Below are 12,780 nucleotides of genomic sequence, written 5' to 3' on the forward strand. Positions count from 1 at the left end.
GGGGCGGTGAGCACGTACGCGCGCATCGGCAGCCGCGTGGAGACCCCGAGGCCGAGCGTCGTCTGGCCCTCGAACGAGCCGGCCCAGGCCACCTGCCGCAGCGCGCCGAAGCCGCGGGTCGGCACGACCTCGGCCCGGTCGCGCGGTACGTACGTCGAGCGCCACTGGTCGTCGTGCGACGGCGCGCCGACGATGACCTCGATCGCGGCCCGCCCCCGTAGCCGCACCCGCTGTCCGCTGCCGTCCTCGTGCACGGCCGGCACGTACCGCACGCTGTAGCCGCCGGCTCCGAGCGCGGCGTTGACGTCGATGACGAGCCGGTCGAAGCACGCGTGCCGCCCGGCCCGCACGCCCTCGATGTGGCTCTCCGACAGCTCCACCGGCAGGGTGCCCTTCGCGCCGGTGCCCCATCGGGTGTCACACCGGAGCGGCGCAGCCTGGGCCGTCGCAGCCTGGGTCGCCGCGGCCTGGGTCGCCGCGGCCTGGGTCGTCCCGGACGAGCCGGTGGCCGCCCACACGCCCCCGCCGGACCCGAGAATCGCCGCCGCAGCCGCGAGCCCGACCAGCGCGCGTCGAACAGAACTCATGTGATCCCCCTTGATCACGCCGGGCTCGCCGCCCGGCGACCGGTCCGCGCCGCCCCCGGTACCCCGCGACGCGGTGTATCCCCTCGTCATACGCTCCCCGCCAGGCGCGCGTCCAGGGCGGGCGTGGTCACGAATCGGTACCGGATCCGAACGTCCGTATACAAGCCGACGCGGCGAACCGGCTCCGGGCGCAGCGGGTTTCGGCGAGACACCGGCTCCCGGCAACCCTTCCGCTCGGTCAGTGTCTACGGTTCGCGCACTCGGCCCTTAGGCTTACACCCGCGGGACTCGTGGGGACCGGCAACGGGCGGTCTCGGATCGTCAGGGAACGAACATATGGGGGTGCCCGTGCGGGCTCGAATGCTGGTCGGAATCTCGACCGTGATGTTGGTGGCGGCGTGCGGCACAGGCGCGCCCGCCGGATCGGAGCAGGCGCAGACCTCGGGACAGGCCGCGGGACAGTCCGCGACGCAGTCGGCGAGCAGCGCGTCGCCCTCGGTCGAGATCGTGCCCAAGCGCACCGACATCGTCTACGCCGACGACGGCATGGACGAGCACAAGCTCGACCTGTACATGCCCAACGCCGACACCGACAAGGGCGCGGGCCCGTTCCCGACCGTCGTGTTCGTGCACGGAGGCGGTTGGGCCGGCGGCGACAAGGCCGACATCAACAACGAAGAGATCCAGATGAACCAGCTGCGCGACGTGCTGCTGGAGCACGGCTACGCGATCGCCAGCGTCAACTACCGGCTCATGCCGAACGGCACGTTCCCGGAGCCGATGCAGGACGTCGCCGCCGCGGTTCGCTACCTGAAGAAGAACGCCGGCCAGTACGGCCTCGACGCGCAGCGCTTCGCCATGCTCGGCGACTCCGCCGGTGGGCACCTCGCGACGATGGTCGGCATGACGCCCGACAACAAGGAGCTGCAGGGCACGATCGGCGTCACCGACACCGACACCAAGGTCGACGCCATCGTCGACTACTACGCGCTCTACGACCTCACCAAGCGCACCGAGGACCAGCAGAACGGGCCGTGCCAGCGGGCCAAGCCGGGCGCGGAGTCGTCGCACGGCCAGCTCATCGGCGCCGACCCGGACACCCCCGACGGGGAGAAGGTCGCGGCCAAGGCCAGCCCGATCACCTACGTCAACGCGAACACCCCGCCGGTGCTCATGTTCCACGGCACGCAGGACTGCACGACGCCGCTGCCGCAGGCGCAGCGCTTCGAGGCCGCGCTCAAGGCCGCCGGCGTGCCGAACGAGCTGACGGTCGTCGACGGCGCCGAGCACGCGGCGCCGGCGTTCTTCGAGTCCCAGGAGAACAAGGACCAGCTCATCCGCTTCCTCGACACCCACGTCAAGGACTGACCACCCTCGCTGAGAACTGCGTGCGGTGGTCGAAACTGCGGTTCATGCCGCAGTCCTCACCGTGACACGCAGTTTTAACGGTCGTTGTCGCTTGTTGCGGGGCGCTGTCGGGAACGGTGATTCACAGGGCGCGGCGAAGGTCGAGTCCGAGCACGAGTTGGAGGGCCTCGTCCACGGCGTCGAGTTCCGCCCGGCTCACGTGGCCGACGCGCGTGCCCAATCGGCCGGTATCGACGGCGCGCAGCTGTTCGATCAGAACGCAGGTGGAGGCGCCGCCAGCGGTGATACGGGGGCGGAAGACCCGTTCGGGCGCCCGACTCGAGGTCGGGGCCACGATGATCGTGGAGAGCGCGAGATCCTCGGATTGAAGGACGACCCCGAGGCGGCGGCCGCGCTGTTCGTGGCCGCGCGCCCGTGGGTCGTGCGGGAGTTCGTAGACGTCACCACGCAGAAACATCGGCCCACTCGTTCATGACCTGGCGCATCGCGGCGCGATCGTCGGAATCGTTCATCGCCCTGAGCGCGTCGGCGCGCATTCGCTCGCGCCGCCGCAGTTGAGCGGATTCGAGCAACGCCCGACGGACCGCGTCCGACACCGTGGTGCCGTCGGCTGTGAGTTCGGCGAGGGCCGCCTCGGCCTCACCCTGGATGCGTACGTTCACGAGCCCCATGCTGGCAGGGTACGCGTCTGTCTTACAGATGTCTTACGCGTCGGGTGTGGATGACGGGTGAGCGCCCAATCGGCCTGTGGACAGCGGCGGTCGTCGTATCGGCTCAGCGCGCGAGCCCCGGGCGACCTACCGTGGTGCGATGACCGCCTACGACCTCACGCAGCGGTACCGCGTCGACGGCCCGCCGGCGCTCCTGACCGGAGTGCAGGCGATCGCGCGGTTCCTCGCCGAGCAGCGCGCCCTCGACGCACGGCACGGCCGCGACGTCGCCCTCTTCGTCAGCGGCTACCAGGGCAGCCCCCTCGGCGGCCTCGACCGACTCCTCGCCTCGGAGCCGGACCTGTTGGCCGACAACGTGATTCACCTGCGGCCCGCGGTCAACGAGGAACTCGCGGCCACCGCCGTCTGGGGCAGCCAGTCCGAGCTGCCGACCGGCACGCGCACCCACGACGGCGTCGTCGGCGTCTGGTACGGCAAGGCGCCCGGCGTCGACCGCGCCACCGATGCGCTGCGGCACCTGACGATGTACGGCGTCAACCCCGCCGGCGGGGTCGTGCTCCTCGCCGGCGACGACCCGGCCGCCAAGTCGTCGACGGTGCCCGCCGTCAGCGAACGCACCCTGTCCGCCATCGGCGTGCCGGTGCTGTTCCCGCGCAACGCGGCCGAGGTCGTCACCTACGGGCTGCACGCCGTCGCGATGAGCCGGGCCACCGGCTCCCCGGTGGCCTTGAAGATCGTCGCCGACGTCGCCGACGGTGCCTGGGTGGTCGGCGACGACGCCCGCGTCGAGCCCGTCACGCCGACGATCACCTGGGAGGGCGCGCCGTGGGCGTTCCGCCAGAGCCCGCCGCTCGTCGGCAGCGCCCGGATCGTCGCCGTCGAGGCGCAGCTGTTCGGCCCGCGCGCCGCGATGGTGCACGCCTACGCCGTGGCCAACCGCCTCGACGAGGTCACCGTGGAGCCGGGCCGGACCGCCTCCCGGGGGATCGTCGCGACCGGGCCCGCATACGACTCGACGATGCAGGCGCTGCTCGACCTCGGCGCCGACGAGAGCGCGCTGGCCGAGCGCGGGGTGCGGGTGCTGAAGGTCGGCATGATCACGCCCCTGGAGCCGAAGGCGGTGCGCGAGTTCGCGAACGGCCTGGAGGAGATCCTCGTCGTCGAGGACAAGACCTCGTTTCTGCAGACCCAGGTGCGCGACGTGCTCTACGACACGCCCGGCGCCCCGCGCGTCATCGGCAAGACCGACGCCGACGGCGCCCCGCTCGTGCCCGCCGACGGCGAGCTGACCCCCGGGCGGCTGCACGCCCCGCTGCGGCGGGTTTTCGGCGCCCACCTGGCGCTGAATTCGCCTCCGGCGCAACGAACTCCGTTGCCGTTGACGCCCGTGGCCCGGGCTCCGTACTTCTGCTCCGGGTGCCCGCACAACCGCTCGTCCGCGGTGCCCGAGGGGTCCCTGGCGGCCGGCGGCATCGGCTGCCACACCCTCGTGACGACCTCGCGGCGGACCGACAGCGCGGTCACCGCCTTCACCCAGATGGGCGGCGAGGGCGCCCAGTGGATCGGGCAGGCGCCGTTCACCGACACCAACCACATCTTCCAGAACATCGGCGACGGCACGTACTTCCACTCCGGCCAGCTCGGCGTGCAGGCGTGCGTCGCGGCCGGGGTCAACATCACGTTCAAGCTGCTGCACAACGACGTCGTCGCGATGACCGGCGCGCAGGCTCCCCAGGGCGCGATCGGGTTGCCCGAGCTCACCCGCAAGCTGGCCGCCGAGGGCGTCGCTCGCACCATCGTCGTCAGCGACGAACCGTCTCGCCACGACCGTCGGGCCATGGCGCCGCACACTGTTGTGTGGCATCGCGACCGGATGGACGAGGCGCAGCGGCTTCTGCGCGACACGCCCGGTGTCACGGCGCTCATCTACCAACAACACTGTGCGAACGACGTGCGGCGGCACCGGTCGCGCGGCACGATGCCGGCGGCCGCCACCCGTGTCGTCATCAACGAGGACGTCTGCGAGGGCTGCGGCGACTGCGGCGTCAAGAGCAACTGCCTGTCGGTGCAGCCCGTGCCCACCGAGTTCGGCGAGAAGACCCGCATCGACCAGACGACGTGCAACGCCGACTACTCCTGCCTGCTCGGCGACTGCCCCGCCTTCATGACGGTTCCCGCTGCGCCGCAGGGCCGCTCGCGGACGGCGCGGCTGGAGCCCCCGCCGGTGCCCGAGCCCGTCGACGCCGAGCCGGTCGGCACGCAGAGCGTGCTGCTCGCCGGGGTCGGCGGCACCGGCATCGTCACCGTCAACCAGCTGCTCGCCACCGCCGCGCACCTGGCCGGGTACGACGTCGAACTGCTCGACCAGATCGGGCTCTCGCAGAAGGCCGGGCCGGTCGTCGGGCACCTGCGCTTCCGCGCCGACGGTCCGGTGGGGCCCTCGAACCGGCTCACGCCGGGGCGAGCCGACGTCATCCTCGCCTTCGACCTGCTCACCGCCACCGACCCGACGAACCTCGGCTACGGCGACCCCGAGCGCACGGTCGCGATCGCCTCGACGAGCCGCACCCCGACCGGCGCCGAGGTCTACGACCGCACCCTGCGCCAGGCCGACGCGGCCGAGCTGCTCGACCGGCTCGCCACCGCCACCGCCTCCACGCACGCCCTCGACATGCTCGGCGCCGCGTCGACGCTGCTCGGCTCGACGACCGCCGCCAACCTGCTGCTCGTCGGCGCGGCCGTGCAGGCCGGGGCGCTGCGCCTGCCCCCCGAGGCGGTCGAGCAGGCGATCGCGATGAACGGCGTCGCGGTCGAGGCCAATGTCGCGGCCTTCCGGTGGGGCCGCGCCTCGGTCTCCGCACCGGGGGCCTTCGACGCGGCGCTCTCCGGCGGCGAGGAGGAGGACGACGGTCCGGTGGACGCGGAGCGGATCGTCCCGGCCTTGGCTCGCGCGACGTTCGGCGGGGAGACGCGGCGGGTGGCCCGGCTCCGGGCGGTCGACCTCGTGGGCTACCAAGACCTCTCGTGCGCCACCGACTACGTGCGCATCGTGGAGACGGTGTGGCGGGCCGAGCGCGCGGTGACGAGCCGCACCGACCTGTCCGAGGCTGTGGCGCGTTACCTGTACAAGCTCACCGCCTACAAGGACGAGTACGAGGTGGCGCGGCTGCTGGCCCGCCCCGGCGCGCAGCGGTTCGCCCGGCGCGCCGTGCCCGGAGGCGGTGCGCCCACGTTCCGGCTGCACCCGCCGATGCTGCGGGCGCTCGGCATGCGCTCCAAGATCGGCGTGCCGCCGGCGGGACGAGCGGGCTTGCGCGCCCTCGCCGCGATGAAACGCGTGCGCGGCGGCCCGCTCGACCCGTTCGCCCCCGCGCACGTGCGCCGCATGGAGCGTGAGCTGCTGCGGCACTACCGCGCGGTGCTCTACGACCTCGTCGCCGGCCTCGATGCGGACGGCGCGGACGGCTACGAGCGCGCCGTCGCCTTCGCGCGCCTGCCCGACCTCGTGCGCGGCTACGAGGACGTCAAACTCGCAGCCGTGCAGAGGTATTCGCAGGCCGTCGATGACCTCGGGCTGCCGACGCCGGAGGTCGGCGACCAAGCCGGCTCCAGCTGAGGTCGGCCCGGCCCGTCGGGGGAACTGCGGCGACCAGACAAGCGCGCAAACGACCGTGTGCGGGCGGTGCTTAACGAGCCCGACGCGGTAGACGACCCTTGCCTGCGGCCCGACGACCGAGGCGACCTGGCTCAACGTCCGTGAAAACTGCGTGTCGTGGTGAGGACTGCGGCACGAACAGCAGTCCTGACCACGACACGCAGTTTTGAGGGAAGGGGGGTCGTGAGGGGGAAGGCGGGTTGTGAGGGAAGGGGGTGGCGAGGAAGCGGGGTTGGGCGGGAAGGGGGTTGTGCGGGGTGCCGGAGAGTGGGTACTTTGAGGGGTACTTGCGTACCCGAGCATGTCCCAAAGGAGTGTCATGCCCGCCACCCGGCAGCTGCCCAGCGACGAGGCGCTCGAGCTCATCAAGCTCACGCGCGACATCGCGGCCCACGAACTTCGCCCCCGCGCCGCGCAGGACGAGGCCGACGAGCGGTTTCCGCGCGACGCCTTCACGATGCTGGGGCAGGCGGGGCTGCTCGGGCTGCCGTATCCCGAGGAGTTCGGCGGCGGCGCGCAGCCCTACGAGGTGTACCTGCAGTTCATCGAGGAGATCGCCGCCGCCTGGACCTCCGTGGCCGTCGGCGCCAGCGTGCACTCGCTGAGCTGCTTCGCCCTGGCGACCGCCGGCACCGACGAGCAGCGTTCCCAGTGGCTGCCCGACCTGCTCGGCGGCGAGCTGCTCGGCGCCTACTGCCTCTCCGAGGCCCACGCCGGCTCCGACCCGGCCGCCATGACCACCAAGGCCACCCGCGACGGCGACGACTACGTGCTGCACGGCGCCAAGGCCTGGACCACCCACGGCGGGCACGCCGACTTCTACACGGTGATGGCCCGCACGTCGCCCGACCGGGGCGGCATCTCCTGCTTCCTCGTTCCCGCCGACGCCGAGGGCCTGAGCGCCGATCCGCCCGAGCGCAAGATGGGCCTGACCGGCTCCGCGACCGCAACGATGCGCTTCGACTCGGTGCGAATCCCGGCGGAACGCCGCATCGGCGCCGAGGGCGACGGCCTCAAACTCGCCCTCGCCGCACTCGACGCCGGTCGCCTCGGCATCGCGGCGGTCGCCACCGGACTGGCCCAAGCCGCCCTCGACGACGCGCTCGCCTACGCCCGCGACCGGCAGGCCTTCGGCAAGCGCATCATCGACCACCAGGGCCTTGGTTTCGTGCTCGCCGACATGGCCGCCGCCGTCGAGTCCGCCCGCGCCACCTACCTCGCCGCCGCCCGGCGCAAGGACGCCGGCCTGCCCTACACCCGCGAGGCCGCGGTCGCCAAGCTCGTCGCCACCGACAACGCGATGAAGGTGACCACCGACGCCGTGCAGGTCTTCGGCGGCTACGGCTACACCCGCGACTTTCCCGTCGAGCGGTACATGCGCGAAGCCAAGGTCACCCAGATCTTCGAGGGCACCAACCAGATTCAGCGCCTCATCATCGCCCGCCACCTCGACACCGGCCGCGCTGGCGACCTCACCGTCGCCCCCGCCGCAGCCCAGGAGGACTGACCATGCTGACCGAACCGAACGTCGAGAACGCCGACAACGCCGGCGCCAACGTCATCGTCGCCGGGGCCCGCACCCCGATGGGCCGCCTGCTCGGGGCGCTGAAAGACCTGTCCGCCACCGACCTCGGCGGCATCGCCATCAAGGCGGCCCTGCAGCGGGCCGGCGTCGCCGGTGAGCAGGTCGACTACCTGGTCATGGGCCAGGTGCTGCAGGCCGGCGCCGGGCAGAACCCCGCCCGCAGCGCCGGTCTGCGGGCCGGCCTGCCCGGCACGGTGCCGTCGATGACGGTCAACAAGGTCTGCCTCTCGGGCCTGGCCGCGATCGCGACCGCCGACCAGCTGATTCGCGCCGGGCAGGCCACGATCGTCGTCGCCGGGGGCATGGAGTCGATGAGCCGGGCCCCGCACCTGCTGCGCGGCAGCCGCACCGGATTCAAGTACGGCGACACCGCGCTCGTCGACCACATGGCCTACGACGGCCTCTGGGACCAGGCCACCGATCAGGGCATGGGCCAGCTCACCGAGTCGTGGTACGACGCGCACCCGCCGCTGTCCCGGCAGGACCAGGACGAGTTCGCCGCCCGCTCCCACCGCCTCGCGGCCGCCGCCCAGGCGCAGGGCCGCTTCGACGTCGAGATGGTGCCGATCGAGATCCCCGGCCGCAAGGGGGAGTCGGTCACCGTCGCCGCCGACGAGGGCGTGCGCCCGCAGACCGATGCCGCCGCCCTCGCGGCCCTGAAGCCCGCGTTCGGCGCGAACGGCACGATCACGGCCGGCACCGCCTCCCAGATCTCCGACGGTGCCGCGGCCGTCGTCGTCATGCCGCGGGCCACCGCCGAGCAGCTGGGCCTGGACTGGATCGCCGAGATCGGCGCCTACGGCACGGTCGCCGGGCCCGACTCCACGCTGCAGTTGCAGCCCTCGAACGCCATCGCCGCGGCCCTGGCCCGCGAGGGCCGCGCCGCCGACGACCTCGACCTCGTCGAGATCAACGAGGCCTTCGCCGCGATCGCCATCGAGTCGACCCGCGCGCTGGGCATCGACCCCGAGAAGGTCAACGTCGACGGCGGCGCCATCGCCATCGGCCACCCCATCGGCGCCTCCGGGGCCCGCATCGCGCTCCACCTGGCGCTCGAACTGCGCCGTCGCGGAGGCGGTCTCGGCGCGGCGGCCCTGTGCGGCGGCGGCGGCCAGGGCGACGCCCTGCTGCTGCGCGTACCCGCCGGCCACTGACGCACCCACACCACGCGCGCCCGCGCACCGCATTGTCCGAACCCCAGGAGAGCCCGATGACGAGCACCCCCGACCACCCCGGTCCGATCGAGCCGAGTTCGACGGCGGCCCTGCGCGCCGCCCGTGACCAGCTGCGCAGCCTGCGCACGAACTACGACGAGGCGTTCGCCTCGTTCACCTGGCCCGACGTGGGCCCGACCTTCAACTTCGTGCACGACTGGTTCGACAGCTACGCGCGCGGCAGCGACTGGCCGGCGCTCATCATCGTCGAGGAGGACGGCAGCCGCCTGGAACGCACCTTCGACGAGATGGTGACCCGCTCCGAGCAGGTCGCGGCCCACCTGAAGGCGCAGGGCATCGGACGCGGCGACAGCGTGGTCGTCATGCTCGGCAACCAGGTGGAGCTGTGGGAGAGCATGCTCGCGCTCATCCGGCTCGGCGCGGTCATCATGCCGACGACCACGGCGGTCGGCCGCGGCGAGCTCGTCGACCGTCTCGACCGCGGCAACGCCCGGGTCGTCATCTGCAACCCGGCCGACGCCTACAAGTTCGACAACGTGCCCGGCGACTACCTGCGCATCGTCACCGGCAAGGACGAGCCCGCGCCGGGCTGGATCGCGTACGCCGGCGCCGACGGCATCGACCCGCGGGAGGCGCACGAGGCCGTGCCGCACCCGGGCAACGCCAGCACCGAACGGCTCCTGTTGTACTTCACGTCCGGCACAACGAGCCGACCCAAGCTCGTCGAGCACACGCACGTCTCCTACCCGGTCGGGCACCTGTCGACGGTGTACTGGCTCGGCCTGCGGCCCGGCGACGTGCACCTGAACATCTCCAGCCCGGGCTGGGCCAAACACGCCTGGTCGAACTTCTTCTCGCCGTGGCTCGCCGAGGCGACGGTGTTCGTCTACAACTACTCGCGGTTCGACCCGGCCGCGCTGCTGACCCACATGCGCACCGAGGGCGTGACGGCCTTCTGCGCGCCGCCGACCGTGTGGCGCATGCTCGTCAACTCCGACCTCTCCGGCGGAGCCGGGTCGCTGCGTGAGGCCATCGCAGCCGGCGAGCCGCTCAACCCCGAGGTCATCACCCAGGTCGAGCGGCGCTGGGGGCTGACGATCCGAGATGGTTTCGGTCAGACCGAGACCACCGCGTGCATCGCCAACACCCCCGGCCAGCAGGTCAAGAGCGGGGCGATGGGGCGGGCCCTGCCCGGCGTGCCCGCGGTGCTAGTCGACCCGCTGACCGGCGAGATCGTCGACGGCGTCGGCGAGGGCGAGATCTGCCTGGACCTGTCCGCGAAGCCCCTCACGCTGATGACCGGCTACCAGGGCGACGAGGCCCGCAACGCCGAGGCGATGGCCGAGGGCTTCTACCACACCGGCGACGTCGCCTCCCGCGACGAGCAGGGGTACATCACCTACGTCGGGCGCACCGACGACATGTTCAAGGCGTCCGACTACAAGGTGAGTCCGTTCGAGCTGGAGTCGGTGCTCATCGAGCACCCCGCGGTCGCCGAGGCCGCCGTCGTGCCCGCCCCCGACCCGGTGCGGCTCGCGGTCCCCAAGGCGTACATCGCGCTCGTCGCCGGGCAGGAGGGCAACGCCGAGGTCGCGCGCTCGATCCTCGCCCACGCGCGCGAGCACCTGCCGCCCTACCTGCGGGTGCGGCGGGTGGAGTTCTACGAGCTCCCGAAGACGATCTCGGGCAAGATCCGCCGCGTCGAGCTGCGGCAGCGGGAGGCCGAGGTCGTCGGAGACCGACCGGCCGGCGAGTTCCGCGACGAGGACTTCCCGGAGCTGAAGGGTTGAGGTCGTGATGACTTCGGTCGCGCGGCCGGCCTCGTTGTGACGGACCGGGCGCGCGACCGCCTCCGGGCCCATGGGCGTGCATGGAAGGATGACGACGTGACCACCGCGCGCGAGACACCGCGGCTGAGCAGCCCGCGCCGGCGCCGGTCGGTCGACGCCGCGCGCCGCGCCAGTCTGCTGCAGCGGGCGGGTGAGGTGCTTCTCGATGAGGGCTTCACCGCCCTCACCGTCGACGACCTCGCCCGCCGGCTGCGGTGCTCGAAATCCACCTTGTACGGAGTGGCTGCTACAAAGGAGCAGCTCGTCGTCGCGGTCACCAAGCGCTTCTTCGAGGACGCCACCCGCCGCGTCGAGTCGGCGATCGCGGCGGTCGACGACCCGGTGACCCGCATCGAGGTGTACCTCAAGACCTCCGGTGAGGTGATGGCGCGGCAGTCGAGCCACTTCTTCCGCGACATGGTCGCCTACGCCCCGACCGCCGACATCTACCGGCTCAACTCCACGGCCGCGGCGCGCCGGGTCCGCGAGATCATCGAGGACGGGGTGCGCAGCGGCGCCTTCCGCGACATCCACCCCGAATTCGCCGGGCATCTCGTGGCGCTCGGCCTCGAGGGCATCATGTCCGGCCGCCTGCAGCAGGAGGCCGGCCTGAGCACCGGACAGGCGTACGCGCAGCTCGGCGACCTCCTCGTCAAGGGCCTGCGCACCCGCGGCTGACACTGCCGTTGCCGAGCGGCAGCCCACCCGCCCCCTCGCCGCGACGCGCGGGAGCGGATGGGCAAGGATGGGGGGCGCGTCGAGGCCCGACGCCCCCACCGATCGCCGGAGGCCGCTGCCATGCCGAAGATCACCGCGCACAGCGTCGGCACCGCAGCGGCGAGCGCGCGCCCGCCGCGGATCCGCGACACCGACGAGGTGCACCGCAGGATCGCCGGGATCTGCTTCAAGACCGGTCCGCCGCACCACCGTCGACGCCTCGGCGCAGAGACCGAGTGGATCGTCGTCGATCCCGGCGACCCCGCGCAGCCCGTCGACCCCGACACCCTGCACCACCTCCAGACCCTCATCGGGCCGCCGCCTTGCGGCAGCCGCCTGACCATCGAACCGGGCGGGCAGGTCGAGCTCAGCTCCCAGCCCGCCCCCGACGCCGCCGCCTGCCTCGCCGCCCTGGGCCGCGACGTCGCCCACCTGACCACCGCGCTCGCAGCAACGGGCCTCGCGCTCGCGCCGACCGCCACCGACGCCTGGTCGCTACGGCCCCGCCTGCTCGACTCGCCGCGCTACCGCGCCATGGAGACCTACTTCGACGCCCTCGGGGAGCATCGCGCCGGGTGCGGCCGGGCGATGATGCGAGCCACCGCGTCCCTGCAGGTCAACCTCGAGACCGGCGCCGACGCGGCCGACATAGCGCACCGCTGGCGGCTGCTGCACGACGTGGGGCCCACGCTCGTCGCCGCGTTCGCCAACTCCCCGCGCCTGGCGGGGGAGCGCACCGGGTGGGTGAGTACCCGACAGGCGATCTGGCGCGACCTCGACCCGCCGCGCACCCACGCGCCCGCCGACCTGCTCGACCCGGCCGCCGGGTACGCCACCCTCGCGCTCGACGCGCCGCTGATGTTCGTGCGCGACGGCGACGTCTGCGTGCCGGCGCCCGGCGGGTCGCTGCGCGACTGGATCGAGGGCCGGCTGCCCGCGCTGCGCCCGCCGGAGCCGGCGGATCTCGACGCGCACCTGACCACCCTGTTTCCACCGGTGCGGGCCCGCGGCTTCTTCGAGGTGCGCTACCTCGACACGCAGCCGCCGCGGTGGTGGCCGGTGCCCGTCGTCGTGCTCGCCGCCCTCGCCGACCACCGCGACCTCGGCGACCGCGCCCTGGCCGTCTGCCGCGACGTGAACGACGCGTGGGACCGCGCGGCCCGTGACGGCGTGCGCGACCCCGCCCTCGGCGC

Annotated in this window: 10 protein-coding genes; 7 read left to right on the top strand and 3 right to left on the bottom strand. The window is 72.7% G+C overall.

The features are described 5' to 3' along the window. Positions 1 to 587, bottom strand: a 587-nt coding sequence (locus PINTE_RS16865; RefSeq protein WP_068433117.1) for an AMIN-like domain-containing (lipo)protein, incomplete at its 3' end; no start/stop codon positions are given. Positions 588 to 1,094: 507 nt separating this feature from the next. Between PINTE_RS16865 and PINTE_RS16870 the strand changes: the two genes are divergently transcribed. Beyond that, positions 1,095 to 1,955 (top strand): alpha/beta hydrolase, encoded by an 861-nt coding sequence (locus tag PINTE_RS16870; protein ID WP_245643017.1) that lies wholly within the window; start codon positions 1,095 to 1,097, stop codon positions 1,953 to 1,955. Positions 1,956 to 2,076: 121 nt separating this feature from the next. Here PINTE_RS16870 and PINTE_RS16875 read toward each other — a convergent pair whose 3' ends face one another. Together PINTE_RS16875 and PINTE_RS16880 are read right to left on the bottom strand one after the other, a co-directional pair. Then, on the bottom strand, positions 2,077 to 2,412 hold the full coding sequence (locus PINTE_RS16875; protein WP_245643018.1) for a type II toxin-antitoxin system PemK/MazF family toxin: 336 nt from the start codon (positions 2,410 to 2,412) through the stop codon (positions 2,077 to 2,079). Beyond that, entirely contained in the window at positions 2,396 to 2,626 is a 231-nt protein-coding gene (locus PINTE_RS16880; RefSeq protein WP_068433105.1) for a hypothetical protein, read from the bottom strand. The genes PINTE_RS16875 and PINTE_RS16880 overlap by 17 nt, the downstream gene beginning before the upstream one ends. A gap of 139 nt (positions 2,627 to 2,765) precedes the next feature. Here PINTE_RS16880 and PINTE_RS16885 point away from each other — a divergent pair, with 139 nt between their 5' ends. From PINTE_RS16885 to PINTE_RS16910, 6 genes are all read left to right on the top strand, one after another. Next, entirely contained in the window at positions 2,766 to 6,242 is a 3,477-nt protein-coding gene (locus PINTE_RS16885; RefSeq protein ID WP_068433107.1) for an indolepyruvate ferredoxin oxidoreductase family protein, read from the top strand. A gap of 358 nt (positions 6,243 to 6,600) precedes the next feature. Next, on the top strand, positions 6,601 to 7,788 hold the full coding sequence (locus PINTE_RS16890; protein WP_068433109.1) for an acyl-CoA dehydrogenase family protein: 1,188 nt from the start codon (positions 6,601 to 6,603) through the stop codon (positions 7,786 to 7,788). A gap of 2 nt (positions 7,789 to 7,790) precedes the next feature. Further along, positions 7,791 to 9,020, top strand: a complete 1,230-nt coding sequence (locus PINTE_RS16895) for an acetyl-CoA C-acetyltransferase (protein ID WP_068433111.1) — start codon at positions 7,791 to 7,793, stop codon at positions 9,018 to 9,020. Positions 9,021 to 9,076: 56 nt separating this feature from the next. After that, on the top strand, positions 9,077 to 10,831 hold the full coding sequence (locus PINTE_RS16900) for an AMP-binding protein (RefSeq protein WP_068433113.1): 1,755 nt from the start codon (positions 9,077 to 9,079) through the stop codon (positions 10,829 to 10,831). A 96-nt stretch (positions 10,832 to 10,927) separates the two neighbouring features. Then, positions 10,928 to 11,548 (top strand): TetR/AcrR family transcriptional regulator, encoded by a 621-nt coding sequence (locus PINTE_RS16905; protein WP_157087321.1) that lies wholly within the window; start codon positions 10,928 to 10,930, stop codon positions 11,546 to 11,548. Positions 11,549 to 11,668: 120 nt separating this feature from the next. After that, positions 11,669 to 12,780: glutamate-cysteine ligase family protein (locus PINTE_RS16910; RefSeq protein WP_068433115.1), on the top strand; the 1,112-nt coding region annotated here is incomplete at its 3' end.

The organism is Piscicoccus intestinalis NBRC 104926, from assembly GCF_001515525.1.
In the GTDB taxonomy this organism is placed as follows: domain Bacteria; phylum Actinomycetota; class Actinomycetes; order Actinomycetales; family Dermatophilaceae; genus Kineosphaera; species Kineosphaera intestinalis.

Bases quoted from the DNA above. Each gene is read 5' to 3' on its own strand.
- PINTE_RS16895 (WP_068433111.1), top strand. From the start codon at position 7,791: ATGCTGACCGAACCGAACGTCGAGAACGCCGACAACGCCGGCGCCAAC.
- PINTE_RS16890 (WP_068433109.1), top strand. From the start codon at position 6,601: ATGCCCGCCACCCGGCAGCTGCCCAGCGACGAGGCGCTCGAGCTCATC.
- PINTE_RS16875 (WP_245643018.1), bottom strand. From the start codon at position 2,412: ATGTTTCTGCGTGGTGACGTCTACGAACTCCCGCACGACCCACGGGCG.
- PINTE_RS16880 (WP_068433105.1), bottom strand. From the start codon at position 2,626: ATGGGGCTCGTGAACGTACGCATCCAGGGTGAGGCCGAGGCGGCCCTC.
- PINTE_RS16900 (WP_068433113.1), top strand. From the start codon at position 9,077: ATGACGAGCACCCCCGACCACCCCGGTCCGATCGAGCCGAGTTCGACG.
- PINTE_RS16885 (WP_068433107.1), top strand. From the start codon at position 2,766: ATGACCGCCTACGACCTCACGCAGCGGTACCGCGTCGACGGCCCGCCG.